The organism is Streptomyces sp. V4I8 (genome assembly GCF_041261225.1).
GTDB lineage: Bacteria > Actinomycetota > Actinomycetes > Streptomycetales > Streptomycetaceae > Streptomyces.
This window is the reverse complement of record NZ_JBGCCN010000001.1, coordinates 1-19,513: the sequence shown is the minus strand read 5'-3', so window position 1 is coordinate 19,513 and position 19,513 is coordinate 1. Positions and strand designations below refer to the sequence as shown.

Below are 19,513 nucleotides of genomic sequence, written 5' to 3'. Positions count from 1 at the left end.
TGTACCGCCATGTACCAGTCAGATGCGCGTGCTTGTGCTCGACTACGGTGTTCTCAATGGCCGTTTCGGGTGCAGATCACGGTCGCGAGATCGGCCTGCGTTCCCTCCCGAGCAAGGCGCTGTCCATGATTTCTTGCTGCTCAGAACATTGACCACGCTGAGCTTTCGCAGCACAGTCCGCAGCATGGATCGATCAGGGGGACCCTTCTGGCCGGGTAGCGCGCGCTCAGCGCTGCTTACAGTGCCAGCGGTATTGATCGGCTTGCTGGTGCTGCTGGGCGTGATGCGCGTGAGCGCTGACTGGCCAAGCGAACGACACGAGGGAACGGTCCTGATCGGGATCTTATTCCTCACAGTCCTGCCGGTATTACTCGTTCTTTTTGGAAGCCTGACCGGTGGTGGAGCAGTTGAAGCATTCGGTATTCGCATCCAGTTCCCTGTAACAGAGCGTCAGTCTCGAGAAACAGCAGTCTCACCACGCATGGGCCTCGCGCCCGGAGCTACGTTAAACGACAGCAGTACGGCAGCAATCCTGGATACTCTGAAGGAAGCAGCACGAGCCGACGTGGCGGTCGTTGACCTGGAGGACGGGACAGCGTGGTGGGAAACGCGGCTCTTGGTACTTTGCGCCGGCGCCGTACGACTTGGACGGCCCCAAGCGATAGTCTTCTTGGCGATCGACGGCGATTCCGGTGCTGGCGCGTTTCACGGTTGGGCTACGCCTGATTCACTTCTGGACCGCTTGCTCCTTTCCCGCCCTGCTCTGCGTAGGTCATACGAGGTAGCCTTGGCTGTGAGTCGTCAGTGGGACCAGGCCATACCCGGTGCTGAGGGCGCCATCCCTGCTCTTCCATTTACCTCTCCGGTCGCCAATGAGTATGAAAGATTTTTCTTCCCTTCCCCAGATTGCCAGCGGAATCCATTTGCCTTCGAGCAAGTCTTGGCCGTCGAGGTCGGACACTTGGAGGGCAGGCGAGAGCACGGCATACTTACCACCACACGTCTCGACGAACTATTCCAGCCTGTCCTACGGCGTGATACCGCCGTTGTTGAGGCGAAATCAGGCAGTCCGGAATCCTGGCAACAGAAACTGCTGGACACCGAGAAGCCGTTCATCCCGCTTGTTCACAGAGGGGGGCGCTACGAGTGCCTTCTTTCCAGGGAGCGAGCCATCAATGAAATTCTGCGCGCTCTCTCTACCGCCGAGACGAACTGACTGAGCCCGTTCAGCGTGGCCATTCACCAGGTGGGCGGCGTAAGTGTCTGCACGGGACTGAAGGTCACAGATTCTCGGACCGGATCATGCGGCGCAGGCTGGTCCGCGCGCTGGCCAGATCGTCCTCGGCCTCGGCGAGCTTGCCCGTCAGCTCCTCGACCCGGGCCAGAGCCTGGGCAAGGTCATCTTGCAGTTTCTGGTTCTCAGCGGTGAGTTCGTCCACCCGCGCGCCGAGGTCGGCGGTGCCGAGATGGTCGAGTTGCTGGCCCAGGCTCCGGCGGACTGCCGCCTTGAGCCCCTCAACTTCGGTGCGTAGCCGCCGGTTCTCCTCGCGCACGATCTCCTGCTCGACTTTCCAGCCGGCAGGGGCCCTGGCCTGGCCGCGGGCCTCGGCGCGCGTGCTGCGGGACTGGCGCTGGCGAGCGGCTTCTATGTGTTCGCGCACCCCGTCGGCGTAGACCAGCCAGTGTGAGACGTTCGCGGCGCGGGCCACTGCCGTGAAGGTGATCGGTTCCTCGTCGGCGACGAGCTGATCGACGACGGACAGGACCCTAGCGCGCTTGGTACGCGAGTCCTTCTGCCGGGCATCGCGAAGGACCTGCGCGGGCGTACGGGGCTCACTCATCGGACGTGCTCCTGGAGGGGACCGTGGGAACGGGAAGGACCGGAAGCGGGGCTGCGGCGCGGACCTTGCGCAGCACTGCGGACGCTTCTTCGAGATGGCGCCGCTCGTCCTCGGGCATCGCGGCGAGTTTGATGCGGATGCCGACCACGACGGACTGGTAGGAGTCGATCTGGTCGGTGATGTTGCGGATGACGAACTCGGCAGCCTGCATGGCCCGAGCGGTCTCCCGGTCGGCCTTGAGCGCACGGATGTGATCTTCGACGGCCGGAAGGAACGAGGGGTCGGGGCGGTAGAAGCCGCAGCCGGAACACTGGAAGCGGATCGGGCAACTGCCGCCGCCGGCCTTCACGTTCGACGGCTCGGTGCAGTTCCCGAACGGCACGGCCACCGAGCGCGCTTCGTACGCCGTGGCCGACGAGGTCGGCGCCGCCTGCCCAGAGCGGTCCACGACGTGAAGCCGCATCGTCTCAACCGCCTTGCGGCGCCGCTCGAGAGAGACCCGGAAGTACCCAAGAGTGGTATCGGCTGATTTGTGATCCATGAGGTCACGCAGGGTGTGCAGGGGCGTTCCGGCGTCCGCGTGCCGCTGAGCGTAGGTGTGCCGGAAGGCGTAGGCGAAGATCCGGCTGCGATCGAACTCCAGCGGCCTGCCGTCCTTGTCGACGGCGTCAGTGATCAGTGTCGGCAGGCTGTCGACCCAGCTCCGCAGCGTCTTGGCCACGGTGCCGGAGTCGATGCACGCGTCGTAGGCATGGCTCGACGCCGCGGGGAACAGGAAGGTACGCGAGCGGGCCGAGACTTCCAGGGACTTACGGATCTCGAGCCACGCCTGGATCGCGAAGGCGGTCTCGCGGCTGATCTCCAGGCGGCGCTTGTTCCGCCGAGACTTGTGGTTATCCCAGATCAGCACGTACTCGCTGCCGTCCGCTTCCAGACAGTCGGTGCGCAGCCAGCGCACCTCCCAGGGTCGACGTCCGGTGTCGCGCAGCAGGACGTAGACGGTGCACATCATCGCCTGCACGACCTCCGGCGGGAACTTGCCGTAGGCGAGCCCGACGCCGATGAGGTCGGTCGCGGCGTCGAGCTGGGCGATGACGACCTCGGGGATGGCCTTGCCGGCCATGTCCTCGGAAGAGTCCTCGTAGGGGATCTTGTGGTGCGGATGGCGGGCGAACCCGGTGGCGAGGTGGTCGAGGATCTGCAGGCGCCGGCCGAAGTCGAGGAGCTGGCAGAAGCCGGTCAGCAGCTCGTTGCGGGAGCCCGAGGACAGTGGTCCGGTTCCGTCCTTGCGGCCCTGCCCGCGGATCTCGGCGACCACTGCGTCCATGTCGGTGACCTTGAGCGCGGATGGGTTGTCCCCGCCGCCGGGCCGCCTGGACAGAGCGCGGGAAGCGACCACGCAGCTTTCGTAGGCGATCCGGAAGGCGGCGTTCTCGGGCGTGGCCTCCTTGATCCAGTCCGCGAGGAGTTGGCGCAGCCAGTCCTGCCGGACTTTCGTGACGTCCAGCCGGCGCGCGGAGGTGCGTACGCCGGAACGGGTTCGTGAGCGAAGGCCCAGGTCACTCAACTCCCATACGGGCTTCTCAAGCGGGTCGATGCCGCAGAACCGGTCGAAGGCTCCGCGCACCAGGCGCACCACGTCGTTCCAGTGCGCCTCGCAGTTGCGGTCCAGATAGCCGAGATCGGCGAGCTTCTTGCCTGTCAGGGCGGCGATGCTGTCGACGTCGGCCAGGCCGCGGACCATCAGCCGCATGGCGACTGGGCTGATCGTGGGACGCTGCTTGTCGCGCTCGACCAAGGCATAGAGGAGCTCGTGGCGCAGCAGGTCGGGCAGGGCGACCAGGGAGAACTGGAAGCCGGTCAGGCACGGGTGCTGCACAGCCGCCCAGGCCCCCAGGTCCTCATCGGTCGCGGCCTTCAGGCCCCTCTCCTTGCGGTAGCGCCGCCAGCGTTCCCGGTGGTACGTGCACAGCGGTACCCGCGCGTGAGCGGTGCCGGCGCAGGCACCGACCCGGCACGGATCGCCAGGCGGACGAGGCTCGGCATGAACCCTGAGCCAGTCGTCGAGCTCCAACTGCGTCTGCCCGCTGCGCTGCTGGTGGCGCCATTGCGCGTAGTGCGGTGTGCAGGCGCCAAGTGTCGCGGCCTCCAGGGCACACCGCAGCCCGTTGCGCTCGACCGAGCACGGCGGCCTCGACCCGGGCAGCGAGCGCACCAAGGCGCGTCGGCCGACCGTCGCGAACTCCTCGCGACTCAGGCCGCTTTCAACGAACTGCTCGTAGCAGGACCGGCACAGGTGCCGGGTCGCGCGGACCGCGACGTGGCATCCGGTGCTGTTGCAGCGCCAGATCGCGGTCTCCGTCTTGCCCGGGTCGCCGGTGAACAGCCAGTGTTTGCCGTCCCATTCGTCTGGGCGCCAGTTCGTCTCGTCCGTGTGCTCGATCAGCCATTCCTGCCACTTTGCGGTCGAACGGCAGCGAGATGACGTGGCTCTCGGGTGCGTGGGCAGTGGTGAGGACGTTCATCGGGCCAGCTCCCGGCGTCGAGCGTCGGCCCGCTCGACCGCAGCCCGGCGTTCCTCGTCGGAGGTGTGGACGTACACGCCCATTGAGGAGTCCGACTCGTGGCCAAGCAGGTCCTTTACCACCGCGCGATCGTGCCCCTGGCGGATCCACTCGGTGGCGGCCCCGTGGCGCACCATGTGCGGACGGGCGATCAGATCGGCTCGGCGGGCGAGCCGGTCGAACAGGTCCTTGGCGTTCGAGTAGGTCATCGCGCGGCCCAGCGGGGCGCGGAACAGGTTGACCAGAACCTGCTCAGTGAACTCAGCCTCGGGTATGGCCGCGCGCTCGTACAGGTAGTCGGTGTAGCAGCCGACCAGGTCGCTGGTCACCGGGATGGCGCGCGGCCGCCGGGACTTCGCCCATGCTCCGTTGCTGTTCAGACGGCGCCGTACGTGGACGTGCGGGCCCTTTTCCTGGCAGCCGAAGGCCTGCGCGTCGGGCAACAGGTGCATGTCCTCCCGTCGTAGCCCGAGTGCCTCGCCGATCCGCATGCCCGTGCACCACAGCAGCAGGACCAGGAAGCGGTCCCGAGCATGGCGCGTGGTCTCGGCCAGGCGGGCGATCTGGTCGACCGTCAGCCATTCGATCCCGGAGTCCACCGACGCGAATTTGAGCTGTCGCGAGCGCACCGTTCGGTGCTGGTCGTTCTCGCCCGGGTTGAAGTTGGGCGGTAGGTAGCGCAGGTACCGTGGCTCGGTGAGCTGGTCGGTCAGCTCGTGGTCGACCCAGCCCATCCGGCTGCCGAAGGCCAGGAACTCGCAGACCGTGCCGACGATCGCGTTCGCGGTGTTCGTGTCGCGGAATCGTTCCGGCCCGCCGCCCGCCCGGCTCCTCGACGGCAGTGGCTCTTCGACGAGCCAGTGCAGGAACCGGGCCAGCTGCCACACGGTCACCTGAGCCCACGGGAGCCTGTGGAACGTGCAGTACGAGAGATAGAGCGCCGTCCGACCTGCGTACGTGCGTTCGGTGTGGTACGCCTTGCCGGCGTTGCGTAGCGCTGCGAGGAAGAGCGAGCCCTCGTCGTGGAGGACGTAGTCGTCCGCCCCAACTATCACCCACGCCGTGCGGCCTTGCGCTAGTTCCGCCCGCTCAGCACGGAACGATGTGACAAACGTGCCTGTGATGCCGAACACCCCTTGGATACCGATGACCTGGCCATGCGGACGAGGATGTCCCTGACATGGCTGCTTACGAGATCATCATGAAGATAACGGGCCATGAGCCGCTGTAGTGGTGGGCGTGGACGAAAGCCTTCGCCTCGTGCACTCGGGCTTCCGGCATCTCGAGGACGCGGTACCGGGCGGGGTCGAATCCCCTTCACTGGTCGGCCTCCAGCTGTGCCGGCGATGCTTCCACCGCTGGCAGACGGCGCCGAGATCGAGCGGGGGTTGTTCGTAGGCAGACATCAGGGTGTTCCCCTCGGGTCGGTGAGTTGGTGAAGGAGGGCCGGTCCGGGGTTGCCGCCCCGGGACCGGCACGGTCGGCGGTGGGTCAGGTCGTGGTGGGGAGCATCAGCTGACGGGGGCGTGCAGCACGTCCAGGACGCGTTCGCGCCAGCGCATGGCCCAGTGCACGCAGTTGGAGCAGCTCTTGTGCTTGCCCTCGCACTGGGGCAGCGGGGCGTTCCAGCGGGCATCGCGCGACCACGCCAGGGAGTCGGCGGAGGCCAGGTACTCGGTACACGTTTCGAGCGCCTGGGTCTTGAGCCCGAAGCCGTGCAGGCGCAGCCCGGCGGCGGCCACTGTGGCGAGGACGGCCGAGACGTCCTTGACCGACTTGCGGCGGCACACAGAGCCGACCCCGACCAGCGGATAGTCCGCCAGCCGGACGCCGCGCTTGTCGTACAGATCAAGACAGGCTTCGTACTCGGCCGGCCGCCAGCCCTGGATGGTCGGGATGATGTCGACGCCCGGGTCCTCGGCCATCAGATCGACGAAGTTGCCCACGGTGCGGTCGATGTGCTCGCGCACGGACAGACCCGTCCGAGCGATCATGTCTGGCTCACACATCCAGTCCTGCGGCCCGGCCCAGACCAGGCGACCGATTCCGTCGCGGAACTGGCGCAGCTCGCGGACGTAGGCGTGCGGGCCGATCGTCCAGCCCCTGTGGTCGCCGAGTTCGGAGAAGGCGCCTGAGTCGTATACCCAGGCTTCGGCGGCGCGCGGCAGCGTGGCACGGCCGGTCAGGGCGGAGCGTGAGACGCATATCGGAACGCCCCAGGTGGACAACCAGTTGGCGTGGTGTCCGCCGATCCAGAACATCGGCCCCTCGGGCGGCGAGTCACCTGGGTGAAAGCCGAGTCCGTACTCGCAATGGCAGACGCAGCTGCCCATCGTGCAGAACCCGCAGTCCACGCACTGATCGTGGTAGCAGTGGCCGCAGGCGTAGCGGACGGCGGGTGTGCAGGAGCACGTCTCGGGATACGGGGCGTGCAGCGGTGGCGCTGACATCGGGGCCGGGGCGGTGAGGACGGTGTTCACGGGTGAGTCCTTCGAGTTGGTGAGTGGGGCCGGTCCGGGGTTGCCGCCCCGGACCGGCAGTTGGGGCGAAACGACGAGCGATGCGGGTGCCGTTTACGTGGTGGCGACGGGACGGTCGTCAGGCGTCCGTGCTGGGCGGGTCGCGGCGATCCCAGGAGCCGAGGACGGCCCGCGGCTCCCTCGCCCCCTGTGCGCGTTCGCGTCGTGCGGCCAGCAGCAGATCGAGGATCCGTCGGCCCTTGACCTCCGCCTGGTGGCGCAGATCTGCGGGCATCTGGATGGGGAGCATCACCCGCCTCGCCCGCAGATCGACCTCCAGCGTGACGGTGCGCACCAGGGTGCGGGCCTGCTCCTGGCCGACGTACAGGTGCAGGCGTGCTTCGACGCGGTGGTCGACGGGAGTGAGCTGTACGTACTCGTTGCCCCAGGAGAAGTCCGCGACGTCGGGGGAGAGCCGCACCCGGGCGGGAACGGTGCGTCCGGTGGGCACTTCGCGGTCGTTGAGCGGGGCGGTGAGGTCCTTCTCCCGGCGCGTCATGTGCTCGTGGAAGGGGTACCAGCCGGGCCCGTAGAACACGCGCTGGCCGTCCGGGACGTAGGCCCAGTCGCCGAGTTCCAGCTTCACGCCGTACAGGTAGCGCTCGTCCTTCGCCGCGACATGGAGGTCCAGGGACGGAGCCTCGTCGGGAGGCAGGACCGGGGCGAAGTCGGGGGGTGCGGGCAGGTCGGCGGGGAGGAATGTCGTGCGGGTGTTCCCGAACTCGTCGGGGCCGTACGCGCCGTCGGACACCACCTTGCGGACCATGCGGGGCACGGCGCATTCGAGCGGTGTGACGCGCAGGGCGACGGCAGAGCCCTCGGCAGAGACCATCTCCTGGAAGTCCCAGTCGGGCTGCGCCGCGCGCAGCGCGTGTTGGACCTCGCGCAGAGCCCGGGAGACACGGCGGCCGAGCGGGTCTTCCGGGTCGGGGCGGCGGATTGCGGGCAGGACCAGGGCGGCGTCGGGGTGCCACTGGTCGGACAGCACCTGCCACGGCCCGGGCTCCAGCAGCGAGGCGACCTTGCCTGCGAGCCGCTCGGCGTCGGTCAGTTCGCGCAGGACGGCGGCGGTGAGCCGGGCGGTGGACGGCGCATCCCAGGGCCCGCCCAGGACGAGGCTGAGCCCGCTGTCGGGGCTGCCCAGGGTGACGCTGAGCCGCCTGCCCTCCAGCCAGGCTTCCGCATGGCCGAACTGGACGAACAACCCCGTCTGGTCGGGCCGCTGGAAGGGGGCGCCGGTGGTGAGCAGGCGGGAAACGGCCTCCTGGGACGGATGGGCGTCACGGGCGTTGGGCAGGGGCGGGGCGTAGCGGGTGACCGTGTCGAGGATGCGGGACGTGACGGGTGTCGGGGTGTGCGCGCTGACGCGCGCGGTGCAGATCCGGGCGGGGCCGGCGGGCGACGCCACGGCCAGGGCGGCCTCAAGCGGGCCGTGCATCTCGCGGGTGCGCAGGGGTCAGCCGGTAGCCGCCGGGCAGGTCGGCGCGGGTGCGGTCACGGCCGCGCAGGTTTCGACGATGGTGTCGGAGAGCGCGTAGGTCGGCGAGGCGGGTTCGAACGGGTACCTGGCGCAGCCTCGACAGGCGGCAGACGGCGCGGGCGGGGTGGTCAGCGGGTGATGCGGGTCCGGGCGTGGTCTGCCTGGACGTGGATGGCGTCGGCGTGCGCGGCGGCGCGGACTTTGTCGGCCCAGTCGGCGGCGCGCTGGGCCAGGTTGGCGAGGCGCACGAAGTAGGCGTCCTGGTGCTGGCGGGCTCGGTCCATCAGGGCCGCGTGCTCGGCTGTCAGTTCCTCGGCGGCGTACGCGGCGATCGCCTCGGCGCCGTGGCGGCGGGTGACGCGTCCGAAGGGGCAGGCGCCCTCCTCCTGCTGGATCACGGCGAGGCTGGCGGCGGGCCAGCCGGTCTCCTCGTCGCGCGGGCCGAGCTGGATGTCGAGCACGCACACCGCGTCCGGGTCGTGCAGGCCGTCAGCCTGGTAGCGGCGGTGGGGCCGGGGCACGGGGCCGGATTGGCGTTCGGTGTGCGCGCGCCACAGTTCGGGGGAGGGGTCCTCCTCGTCCTGGTGGAGGCGGTGAAGGTAGGCAACCAGGGACGGCAGCTGCCAGGCCGGGGAGCCGAACGGCACGGCCGGCATGGCGAGCCCGGCTCGGGCGATCAGGCCCGTGTGGTTACTGACGGCGGCCTGGGCGACGAACAAAGGGGCGTTGAGGCGGAGTTCGGAGCGGAGCATGGCGAGGCCTTCCGGGCGGGCGGCGCGCAGAGAGGGAAGGGGCGGGGTGCCCGGGCCGGACCGGTCAGGTCCGGCCCGGGCAGCGGGTCAGGACGCGTCCTCGGAGTCCTCGACGCTCACGGCGTCCGGGTCGTCCGGGGTGTCCTCGTCGGCTTGGCCGTCGGCGTCGGCCGTGTGCGGCTCGCCCTCCTGGTAGGGCTCGTCGTCGACGATGGCCTGTTCGACGCTGGAGAGCGGGTAGCCGATCTCGGCGAGGAACGACAGCCACGTGCGCGCGTCGCCCCGGATCTCATGCAGTTCGTAGACGGCGGAACGGGCGGTGCTGTCGGTGCGCCACGTCCGTGTCTCGCTCATCCGCTGAGCGTCGCGGCCAGCACCGCGAAGTTCAGCAGCGTCAGCTTGGCCGGGGTCGCCGTCCCGGCACGCTCGGCGGGGTTGTCGTAGCCGGTCAGCTCCTGGACCAGGTTCCGGCGGCCGACGTCACCCACCCACTGAGCCACCGGCTTGGGGCAGGTCAGGAGCTGCGCGGTGACGAACGCGGCGAGCGGCTTCGGCGCGCTCTTGCGGCCGATCAGGTCCTTCAGCCACGCCTGCCGGGCCTTCTCGGCGGCGTGGTAGGCCTTGTTGCCCGCCTTGACGTACTCGCGCGACGGCTCCGACGGCTTGGTCTGCGCCATCTGGGTCGGCTGCTCGTCGCCGTCGCCGTCCGCCTCCTGGTTGTCCTCCTGGGGCGGCAGGTGGCCGAACCGGTCGGGGTCGGTGCAGAAGTACCCACCTCGCCGGGCTCGCCGGGGTTCTCGGCCCAGGTCGCCACGTGGCCGGGGCACTCGGCGTGCGCCTGGGCACTCAGCGGCTCGCCGTCCGGGCCGGGAAGCTCCCTGAGCAGCTCGGCGGTCGGGGGAAGCGTGTCGGCGTCCTCGGCCAGGCGGCCCCCGGCCTCCTGGAGCTGCGGGCGGACCTTCGCGCGGGCCTGCTGCTCTTCGCGGTCGTCGCGCTCCCACTGCACCTGGAACTCGAACCGGCCAGCGCGGTAGGCCTCCAGCAGCCGGTCTACGGCGGCGGGGTCGTCGTCGAACTCGCCCAGCACACCGAGCGCTTCGAGGTCGAGGTCGTACGTGCCGGTCTCGGCGAGCGCCGAACGGGTCCGCTCGCCGACGGTCTTGGCGGTCTTCACCGCCTGGGACACGGCTTTGCGGGAGCGGCCGGTGAGCTCAGCCACCCTGGCCTGCTTCATGCCCGCGCCGACCGCGCCGAACAGGGCGTCGGCCTGCTCCAGGTCGGTCAGGCCCCGGCGGTAGTCGTCGTCGTTCTCGATGAGCTGGTCGATGAAGTCCTCGCCCGCCTCGCGCAGGGAGGGGTCGAGCACGTACGCGGGGACCTCGATCGCGTCCTGCTCCTCCTCGGTCTCCTTGGTGGCCCGGGCGGCGAAGTAGCGCCGGTGGCCCATCTTCAGCTCGTAGGTGTCCTCGCCGAGGGGGAGGACCACGACGGGGACCTTCACGCCGTTGGCCGCGATGGACTTGAGGAACTTCTCGTCCAGGTTGAGGTCCTGGCGGACGTTGTTCTCGTTGACGCGGATCTGGCCGAGCTGCAGGGTGACCCGCTGCATCGGTGTCGTTGTTGTTGCGGTGTCGCTCACGGATTGCTCCTCGTGCGATCGGTTGGCGTCGAGCAAGTTGCCGCTTGCTCTCAAGAATCAATTATACGCTCTTTTGGGATGGGGCAACACCCTTTTTCGTTGAGGCGTGCGGGCGAAAAGCACTGGTCAAGGGCGCCGCGCGGCCTGGGCGCGACGGAGGGCGGCGAAGAACGGTGCATGGCGTGTGAAGTGGTCCGCCGAGAGCGCGGCGTCACAGTCCGGGGCTGTGGTCAGGGCGTCGAGTACCTCGGTCAGTTTCACGACCGGGGAGCCGTAGGCGTCGCACACGCCCTCGTAGGTGCCGATGCCGGGAAGGTGCGCCACGTACCGCCCCGGGTGCTCATACACGGGGTCCTGCCACAGCTCGAAGCCCGTCCCGGGGGCGTGGGTGAGCAGGTGCACGGCAAGATCGTGCGCGGAGCCGACCGGCACTTCGTCGGTCATGTAGCGCATCCCCAGCACGATGCCGCTGCTGGAGTTCTCGTATGGCTCAAGGCCGTTGTCCTCGATGCCGAGCTGCACGGCGGCCTGGTCCTCGGCGGGCATGGCGTAGACATACAGCTGGAGCGCGGAGCGGTCGGACACGGAAGTCTCCTTTGGGGCGTGGGCGCGGTGATGCGCCCGCGCGAGATCGTGTGCGTGGAGAAGAACCCCGAGTACGTGCGTGTCGGTCGGCGCGTCCCGGGCATGGACCTCGGACCCTTCGACTGCGCCGTCAGCAACCCGCCGTTCGGACGGATCAAGCGCAGCCGCAACGCCCCCGGGTACCGGGGGCCGCTCTTCGAGTTCCACGTCATCGCAGTTGCCGAGACCCTGGCGCGTCGGGGCGCGTTCATCATCCCCAGGGAGTCCGCCCCGTTCCGCATCGAGGGCGGGTTCGTCGCGCAGGACTCGCCCGCCTACGAACGCTTCCGCCGGGAGAGGCGGCAGACGCTCGAAGTGCCGTGTCACCAGGTCGCGGGCGTGCCACGCCAGGCGGCCGATGCCTGCGCACAGGTCGATGATGCGGTCCCCCGGGATCACGAGGTGGAGTTCGCCGGCGAGCTCGGCCGGGGTGAAGAACGCGCCGTCCAGAGTGCGGCGCCGTGTTCGCATTCTCATGGAAGTGATCGAGAACGAATTCCCGCTCCTCCTGGGTCAACTCCCGGTCGCTGTCGACCAGTTCGCACGCTCGGTTGTGCCGCCTGGTCTGCTCCTTGCTGAGCTTTCCGGCCATGGCCTGCTGCCTTTCGGGGTGGTGTGGTGCGCCGGTCCGGGAGCCGCCCGGACCGGCGGTGAGAGGGGGGCGGTGCGCCCTGGGCCTTACGTGCCGGTGGGCGTGGGCTGCGGCGCGGCGGGGAACCACCACTCCTTGCGCTCGTCGCCGTCGCGGGGGTAGGCGGAGATCCGGACACCGGCCGTGGTGGCCGAGTGGTAGAAGCACCACCGGCGGTGGGCGATCACGCGGTCCCAGCGCATGACGTAGCCGTCGAACACGCTGATGAGCGAGCCGTACCGATTGCGTTCGGTCCGGTAGACCCTCCAACGCATGCAGTCGGCCACCTGCCAGCGGGGCCCGATCCCGGCCCGCTCGATCCACAGTTCGGTGCAGTTGTGACAGGACACCCGGCGCAGGGCCTGCCCGAGGTCTGCGGGCTCCCACCACGCCGGGGCGGCACCGCACAGAGCTGGGCCGCCGTCCTCCTCGGCGCGGTGCACCGTCAGGGCCAGGCCGTCAGCCGTGCGGTACCCGGACGCGCCGACGGCGCAACGGGCGATGAACATCCGCCGGGCGCGGCGGGGGGCGGTCGAGGTGGCCTGCGGGACGCCGGCGCAGGCTCCACCGTCCGTTTCCCAGACCTCGACCGTGCCTGGGTCGGCGGTGTCGCACGGGTGCGAGCGATCGCCGGTGGACTCAGAGGGGGAATGCATGGACATAAGGGCTCCGCTCCGCGGGCCGGGCGCCTGGGGCGCCCGGCCGATCGGGTGGTCGGTTCAGGCGCTGGGGGCCGCCTCGGGCTGCGCCGTGGTGACGGTCAGATCGGCGGCGCGCAGGTCGGCGGCGACCGCGTCCATGAACCCGGTGTCGGCCTGCTGGTCACGGCTGCCGGGGGCGTACCAGTACTGGTTCTTGCGGTGCCACTTGAAGCCGTGGCGCTTCAGGACGTCGGCGGCGCCGTCGCCCAGACGCGTACCGGTGACCGTCGTCCCGTCCTCGTCCGTGTGCTTGAGGGTGAGTCCCTCCGTGCCTTCCTCCTGGGCGTGCGCCGGACGGGCAGCCTGGGCGGCGGCCTGCTCCTTGACGGCGGCCCAGCGCTGGGGGAGGACCACGTCACTGGCGATCTGCCACAACTGCTGCGGGGCCCAGTTCTCCTGGATGACGTGGCCGTCGATGACGCAGCCGTCGAGCATGCCGCTCGTGGGCGGCTCGGCGCCGTCGTGGGCCTCGGACCACAGGGCGGCGGCGGCCTTCAGCGCGTCGTCGGAGATCTCCCGATGGTGTTGATGCCGTCGACCAGCGGCTTACCGGTGACCTTCCGGCCCTCGACGGTGACGGTGACCGTGTTGTCGGTGGACTCGTAGCGGTCCTCCATGCCGTTGAACTGCGAGCCCTGCATGGGACGGGTGTGCTCCTCGACGTCGGCCGTGGAGGGGCCGTCGGTCCAGTAGACGGAGATCCACGCGGAGCCGGTCCCGGTGCCCTTACGCACGCTGAACTTCACGCCGGGGAACGCGCCCTTCAGGCGGTTACGGAGCTCGGCGGCCACGTCCTTGGTGTCGATGTAGTCCATGCCCTGTCCTTCTGATGCGAGTTGGGTTGGTGGCGGGCGAGTTGCCGCTCATCCGCAAAATCAATAATACGCCCTTGCGGGGAAGGGTTCAACACTTCCTCCGCATCAGTCGGCGCTGGCGGGCTCCGGGGTGATGTCGCGCGGGTCGGCTGGGATTGCCTCGCCCGCCAGGGCGGCCCGCATCTGCTCGGCCGACATGCGCCCGCTCACCTCGTTGTAAGGGAGCGTGTACGTGCTGCCCTTGTGCCGGGTCTCAGCCGTTGCCGCGCGGGTGACCACGCGGCAGCCGCCGACGGCGCCGACGGTGCCGCCATCAAACGCGGCGTGGATGTGCGGGACGGTCACCGTCTTGGCGTTGACCCGGGTCACCTCGTACCAGGACCCCCGCCACCGCACGAAATCGCCCTTGATGAAGTCGGCCCGTCCCCACACCTTGAAGCCGCGCCGCTCCGCCTCCTTGATGGTCTCCGCCCAGTACGTCAGCTCTTCGTCGTACTCGGCCAGACGGCGCGTCAGCTCCTCCCGGCGCGCCTCGGACGGCTCGCGTCGCCACACATCAGCCTTACGGCCCTTGTCGTCAACGCCGTCACGCTCCCGCAGGACGCCGCGCCGCTCCGCCTCCAGCTTCTCGATACGGCGCAGCGTGCGCCCCGGGTTCTTCCTGTACCCCTCGTAGGCGTCCGCCGCCGCCGCACGGGATGCCCAGTAACCGGCCCGCTCTCCCTCGGCGATGCTCTTGCGCATCGCGTTGTTCATGCGCTCCTGGTCCCTGCGGGCGCGCCCTTCCGAGTGGTGGCCCACGAGGATCGGCTGACCCATCCAGAACCGTTCGGCGATCCGGTCCGAGGCATCGCGCGCCGACTGCGACGCCGCCGCCGCGCGTCCGGCCCGGTCCGCGTACCGCTCCGCGCGCTCCTCGGACGCATCCACGCGGGCGGCCTCCCGCTCGGCGAACGACATGGTTTCTTCGATCACCACAGCGCACGACAGGCCGAGTGCACGCACCGCGTCCGCAGCCCGGTTGATCTTGCACCGGTCGGCGCCCTTGTATCGGCTGCCACGGATGAAGATTCCCGGGATAGGCCGGTAGGTCCAGCCCAGCGGGCGCAACGCTTCCCACACCCCGTCACCCTTGGAGGACCCCGCAACAGTGGTGCCCTCTTCGTGGGTGTGCCGGATGACGATGTCCGCCGCCTCGGCCCCCTCCTCCGCCTCCACGACGTCCCCGGGCACGGTGAGCGCGCGCAGCGCCGCCGGAGAGTGCCCCATGACCGTTGCGGCGCACTCGGCGCAGCGCGGAGCACAGCCGGGCACGTCCCACAGCAGCACTCCGAACCCGCCACACGTGTTTGCCGCCGCGCAGTCACCGCGCCCGGCAGGCTTCGCCCACTCGATCGGCATAACCGCCTCAGCCGCCGTGACGGGGGCCGGGGTGTCGACGCCCGGCACCGTGCCGCCCTCTGCATCCCACACGTCCGCCCCGGACGGGTCGGACACCACGTCAGCCGCCCGCGCGGACACCTCGTCACGGGGCGCCGGCGGGGGGAGCTCTCCGCCATCATCCCGCGCGAGCGCTCCGCCCTCGCCCTCCCACCCGTCCATGCCGCCGGGGTCGCTCACACCCTCAGGGGCAGGCGCCGAGCTGCCCAGCGCGACCCGTGCGAGCGTGCCCGGCTCCGCTGCATGCTGCACCGTCCCCAACATCGACGGATCTTGGTGCTTGCCCGACCGGCCGACCCGGACCGGGGCCGACCACAACGGGGTGCGCTTGCGCGTCACCCGCCGACCGGTAACCCACACCGCCGACCGGTCCTCACAGAACACCCCGCCGTCCCACACCGCGAGCAACTCATAGGCGAGCGGCTCACCGTTCTTGACCGCGACACCAGCGACGCGCACCGCCACCCTGCCCCCGTCAGTGCTGCGCTGCATGGCCACCGTCCACCCGTTGGCCATGGCCGTTTCCGCAAACGACACGGCAGCCATGGGCAGCCACACCCCGGGGGCCGCCTCACTCTCCGCCACGACGTCCCCCGCTGTGTCCCACGTGGCGAGCGTCTCGGTATCCAGCGGCGAGCCCTCGGCCGGAACCCTCGGACCCTTCCACGGCTTGACGTCCAGCCCCTTGACCGAGGCGGACGCCTGGCCCTTGTCGACACCGGCCGTACGTCCGTGCGTCTTCTTCGACGGGAGGTCACGGCCGATCAGCGCGCGGCCTTCATCCCGCGCGGCCACGGCATCGGCCAGCAGGTCAACGAATGCCCGACGCTGCTCGTTCGCTTCCCCGTGCCTCACGTCCGGGTTCACGTCGATGTCTGCGGGAAGTTCGAACATCACCGCCGTACCGCCGTCGGCGGACACCCACGCCCCACGGCCGGCCAGAACATCCCCAGATACGGCACGCGCCAGGAACGCACGCGCGGACTTCGACCGGCGCCCCGGTTCCGCCGCCTCCGCCTCCAGACTGGCCAGCTCACGCTCACACCGCCGGACCGCATCCCGCGCATGCATCCGCCGCTTATCCGCCGCCCACGACGCCTCGCGGGCACGCTCCGACCACTTGCCGGATGTCTCGTAATGCACCACCACCCGCTCACCCAGCACCCCGGCCGACCGGCGCATTTCCTGGTGAAGGTCGTACGCGTCCCGCCGCCACGCCGCGCACGTCTCCGCGTGCTCCTCCGCCACCGTCAGCCGCTCACGCGCCACGGTCAGCTCACGGCGGGCACGCTCCGTCAGCCACGCCCGCGACACCCGCACCGTGCCCTCATACGGGCCACGGAACGCCACCGGGAACACCCCGCCCCCGTTGCCGTGGCAGATCACCGGCAGCACCTCGACCGCGCCTCCGTCGGTCTCCCACCCGTCCACCCCGCCGGGGTCCGACACGACCTCGGGCAACACCGCCGGGGTCTTCTTGACCTCGATCTCCTCCGCCGGAACGTCCGGTGTCACGCCGCTACCGGCCGGAGCGTCACCGGCCGGACCCTCGGCCGAGGCAGGTCCCTCCCACCCCGGGCGCGTGATGCGCAGCAGGAACGCCGAGGCTTCCGGCCGCACCCGCCCAGCAACCGCGCGCGCTTCCGGCGCGCGCTCCGCGCACTCCTGAGCCGACGGCGCGTCAAGTCGGAACCAGCGTGCGACGGCGAGAGCGTGACGAGCGGCCCAACGGGCCGTGTTGACGTCCCCCCGCTCGTACGCGGACTCTGCGCGCTCCGCGTACTGTTCGGCCTCCCGGACCGCACCCCGGGCACTGTCGTACTGCTCGTCCCTCAGTCCGTCCCAATCGATGCGCTGAGCGAACGCACGGACCGTGTCCAAAGCGGCTCGCGCCATGCCGACCGACACGGCCGTCTGTGCGTTTTCCTCCGCTTTCTCCGCCGCACGCTCCGCATGGATGCCATGCACGCGCGCCGTCTCGGCCGTCGTCCGCAGCACCGCCGCCGGACGCTCAGCGATCACGTACGCGATAGCGGCCCCGGTGACCTCCCCCCACGTACCGCGCACGTCCCCCGTCGGAAGGCTCACGGTGTGTCCGCCGCCCGACTCGAAATGGAAGCGGAACGGGAACCGCTCACCGCACACGGACAGTTCCGACAGCAGGTCGGAGCGCCGGAACTCCCCCTCGTAGCGGTCGCCCAGCGACCGCGCTTCCATGGCTTCCGGCCACTCCTCCGCCGCCCTACGCGCACGCTCGATTTCCGCCGCGGACGGCGCCTTACGGGCACGCTTCCGGGGGGCCGAAGTCTCCGCCGCAGTCTCCGCCGCAGTCTCCGCCGCAGTCTCGGCCGGAACGGGCGCCGGAGCGTCGCCGGTCGGCTGGGTGCGGGCGGTGGGGGCCTCGGCGGCCACCAGGTCGCCGACGGCGCGCCATGCGATGCCCTCGGCGGCCTGCTGGCCGTAGCGGGTCAGGGTGGCGCCGTCCCAGCGGTACCCCCGGGCGGTGAGCCGCCACACGCAGCGCAGGGCGGTTTCCCCGGCCTCCTGGCGGGCGGTGAGCAGCAGCGCGCAGTGTCCGGGCTGCGTCTCCACGGTGGCGGTCCACCCCGCGGCTTCCGCACGGGCGGTGAGCCGGGCCGGGTTGCGGGGCAGATCGGCGGTCGGGGCGGTGGGCGCCGGCGCTTCGGCAGGGGTCGGGGCCGGCTCCTGGGCAGGGGTGCGTGAGCTGCTGACGGGGCGCGTGGTCGCGTTCATGACGGGGTCTCTCCTGGTCGGGTTGGTGCCGGGTGAGTTGCCGCTCACACCGGGAGGCAGGGCAGGGGGAGGCAGGGGCGTTCCCGCCGGGCCGGTCGGGCGACCGGCCCGGCGGGGTGGTGCTCAGTTGCGGCGGTTCGGGGGCCGGTTGTCCCGGGGCGCGGTGCGGCTGGCCTCTCGGTTGCTCGTCTCGGCCTGGTCCTCGGGGCGGGGGACTCGCTCGGCCTGCCGGAACTCGACTCCCGGCTCTGGGGCCAACGGCGCGCCGGTGGCGGGGTCGACGCTGTACGCCGCCCGGATCTCCTCGGCGGTGATCGGCCGAAGCCAGAAGCGGCGGACACTCCAGCCGCGTACGAACTCCGACCCGTCGGGGCCGAACGTGCGCACGACCACTGCACCGGTCGCGCACCCGACCATGGCGGCGGCGAGAACGGCGCACACTCGCATGGATGCCTGCTCGTTGATGACCACCGCGTCACCGATGACGGTGAGTTCCTGGCCTTCGGTGAGGTCACCGTGCGGCGTGCTGGCGTTGGCCACCATGTGGTGCGTCCCGTCGCCGAGAACGGCGTTCAGGAGAGACAGGTACGCGTCGGCGGCGCGGTCGAGCAACGCGTGCGCCGTGTCGGCGGCGGACTGCATCGCGTCGTCCGTCTCGGCGTCGCTGACGGGGGCGGGGGTCCACCGCATCGCGTCAATGCCGAGATCCTCGCTCGGCTCGACGTTCTGCCCTTCGAGGCTCTGCCGTACGTGGTCGTGGTACTCGCTCATCGTTCCCTGCCTTGGGTTGCTGAGTTGGTGGCGGGCGAGTTGCCGCTCACCCGCAGAATCAATAATACGCTCTAGCGGGGGGTGATCTCAACCCTCAATCACCCCCCGGACGTCGCGAGTTACGGCGACTCGACCGGCGTCACTGTCGTACGGAAGAACGGGTTCCGGGCGAGGCTGAACCCGACGCGCTTGGCCTCGCCGGTGCTCTCGCGCTTGCCGTAGATCTCGACGTCGGTCAACTCGCCTTCGTCGTAGGTCACTTGCAATACCGTGCCTTCCCACACCTCGGGCCACGGTGCGGGCCGGTGCGCGGTCCTGGGGCGCGCGTGGGCGGCCAGCCCCCGGGAGGGGCGGCGCTCGACGCGTACCCGTTGCCCCCGGCCGATCGGTCCTGTGGTGGTCATGCAGTTCCCTTCTGTGGTGGCTGGCTCTGGGGGGGGGCCATTGGGCCGCCCCCTGGGACGCGTTACCGCGTCCGGCTCGCCCGCTGCTCCTCGGCGGCGGTCAGTAGCTCGGTGCCCCCGTGGCGGGCGTGATCGGCCCGTACGCGCTCGGCCACTTCATCGGCGGACCGCAGTCCGAACCCTCCGTCAAGGGCCAGCACTTCGTACGCCTCGCGCCACCCGCGCACCTGGCACTCGACGGCGGCCCGCGATGCGCACGCGATCGTCAGACCTCCGACGGTCACGGACAGTGCGCCGATTCCGTCCGGGCTGACTGCCGCACTGCGGGCCCGGACCTTGGCGCGACGGGGCGCGTCGTCCAGGATCACAAACGAATTGATGGTGAGTTCGGGTTCGCGCAATTCGCCTGCGTCTACCTGCTCGGGGAAAATCCTGTCGAGCATTGCAGCGGCCTCGCACCAGCCTTCCCACCAAACGCGCGCGCCGATAGGGTGCCGGGAGCCCTTTTCACTTGTACGGCTTGCGGGTGGGGTGTCGGTGAAGTGTTGACAGTGGCGTGTCGAACGGGGCATCCCGCC

At 70.0% G+C, this 19,513-nt stretch carries 18 protein-coding genes; 1 reads left to right on the top strand and 17 read right to left on the bottom strand.

The genetic code is table 11. The features are described from left to right. Positions 1-253 precede the first annotated feature (253 nt). Positions 254-1,216: a hypothetical protein gene (locus ABIE67_RS00090; RefSeq protein WP_370251531.1), complete on the top strand. Its 963-nt coding sequence runs from the start codon at positions 254-256 to the stop codon at positions 1,214-1,216. Positions 1,217-1,280: 64 nt separating this feature from the next. Here the strand turns inward: ABIE67_RS00090 and ABIE67_RS00085 are convergent, their stop codons facing one another. The 17 genes from ABIE67_RS00085 to ABIE67_RS00005 form a co-directional block, all read right to left on the bottom strand. Continuing rightward, positions 1,281-1,841 carry a DUF6262 family protein gene (locus ABIE67_RS00085; protein ID WP_370251529.1) on the bottom strand — a complete coding sequence of 187 codons (561 nt, stop codon included), beginning with the start codon at positions 1,839-1,841 and terminating at the stop codon, positions 1,281-1,283. Continuing rightward, complete coding sequence (locus ABIE67_RS00080; RefSeq protein WP_370251527.1) at positions 1,834-4,056, bottom strand: tyrosine-type recombinase/integrase; 2,223 nt, start codon at positions 4,054-4,056, stop codon at positions 1,834-1,836. The genes ABIE67_RS00085 and ABIE67_RS00080 overlap by 8 nt, the downstream gene beginning before the upstream one ends. A 306-nt stretch (positions 4,057-4,362) precedes the next feature. Beyond that, a complete protein-coding gene (locus tag ABIE67_RS00075; protein ID WP_370251525.1) occupies positions 4,363-5,460 on the bottom strand; it encodes a tyrosine-type recombinase/integrase in 1,098 nt (365 codons plus the stop codon). A gap of 456 nt (positions 5,461-5,916) precedes the next feature. Further along, complete coding sequence (locus ABIE67_RS00070; protein WP_370251523.1) at positions 5,917-6,885, bottom strand: hypothetical protein; 969 nt, start codon at positions 6,883-6,885, stop codon at positions 5,917-5,919. 118 nt (positions 6,886-7,003) lie between these two features. Further along, positions 7,004-8,362: a hypothetical protein gene (locus ABIE67_RS00065; RefSeq protein WP_370251521.1), complete on the bottom strand. Its 1,359-nt coding sequence runs from the start codon at positions 8,360-8,362 to the stop codon at positions 7,004-7,006. Between the two features lie 170 nt (positions 8,363-8,532). After that, entirely contained in the window at positions 8,533-9,156 is a 624-nt protein-coding gene (locus tag ABIE67_RS00060; RefSeq protein ID WP_370251519.1) for a hypothetical protein, read from the bottom strand. A gap of 87 nt (positions 9,157-9,243) precedes the next feature. Beyond that, positions 9,244-9,510, bottom strand: a complete 267-nt coding sequence (locus ABIE67_RS00055) for a hypothetical protein (protein ID WP_370251517.1) — start codon at positions 9,508-9,510, stop codon at positions 9,244-9,246. After that, a complete protein-coding gene (locus ABIE67_RS00050) occupies positions 9,507-9,833 on the bottom strand; it encodes a hypothetical protein (RefSeq protein ID WP_370251515.1) in 327 nt (108 codons plus the stop codon). The genes ABIE67_RS00055 and ABIE67_RS00050 overlap by 4 nt, the downstream gene beginning before the upstream one ends. After that, positions 9,737-10,795 (bottom strand): ParB/RepB/Spo0J family partition protein, encoded by a 1,059-nt coding sequence (locus ABIE67_RS00045; RefSeq protein ID WP_370251513.1) that lies wholly within the window; start codon positions 10,793-10,795, stop codon positions 9,737-9,739. The genes ABIE67_RS00050 and ABIE67_RS00045 overlap by 97 nt, the downstream gene beginning before the upstream one ends. A gap of 126 nt (positions 10,796-10,921) precedes the next feature. Beyond that, positions 10,922-11,380: a hypothetical protein gene (locus tag ABIE67_RS00040; RefSeq protein ID WP_370251511.1), complete on the bottom strand. Its 459-nt coding sequence runs from the start codon at positions 11,378-11,380 to the stop codon at positions 10,922-10,924. Between the two features lie 717 nt (positions 11,381-12,097). After that, on the bottom strand, positions 12,098-12,706 hold the full coding sequence (locus ABIE67_RS00035) for a hypothetical protein (RefSeq protein ID WP_370251509.1): 609 nt from the start codon (positions 12,704-12,706) through the stop codon (positions 12,098-12,100). Between the two features lie 63 nt (positions 12,707-12,769). After that, complete coding sequence (locus ABIE67_RS00030; RefSeq protein WP_370251507.1) at positions 12,770-13,186, bottom strand: hypothetical protein; 417 nt, start codon at positions 13,184-13,186, stop codon at positions 12,770-12,772. 59 nt (positions 13,187-13,245) lie between these two features. Further along, entirely contained in the window at positions 13,246-13,566 is a 321-nt protein-coding gene (locus ABIE67_RS00025; protein ID WP_370251505.1) for an LPD29 domain-containing protein, read from the bottom strand. 105 nt (positions 13,567-13,671) lie between these two features. Further along, on the bottom strand, positions 13,672-17,760 hold the full coding sequence (locus tag ABIE67_RS00020) for a DUF3560 domain-containing protein (protein WP_370251503.1): 4,089 nt from the start codon (positions 17,758-17,760) through the stop codon (positions 13,672-13,674). Between the two features lie 123 nt (positions 17,761-17,883). Beyond that, positions 17,884-18,531: a hypothetical protein gene (locus ABIE67_RS00015; protein WP_370251501.1), complete on the bottom strand. Its 648-nt coding sequence runs from the start codon at positions 18,529-18,531 to the stop codon at positions 17,884-17,886. A gap of 119 nt (positions 18,532-18,650) precedes the next feature. Beyond that, positions 18,651-18,935: a hypothetical protein gene (locus ABIE67_RS00010; protein WP_370251499.1), complete on the bottom strand. Its 285-nt coding sequence runs from the start codon at positions 18,933-18,935 to the stop codon at positions 18,651-18,653. A gap of 62 nt (positions 18,936-18,997) precedes the next feature. Beyond that, positions 18,998-19,513, bottom strand: a 516-nt coding sequence (locus ABIE67_RS00005; protein ID WP_370251497.1) for a hypothetical protein, incomplete at its 5' end; no start/stop codon positions are given.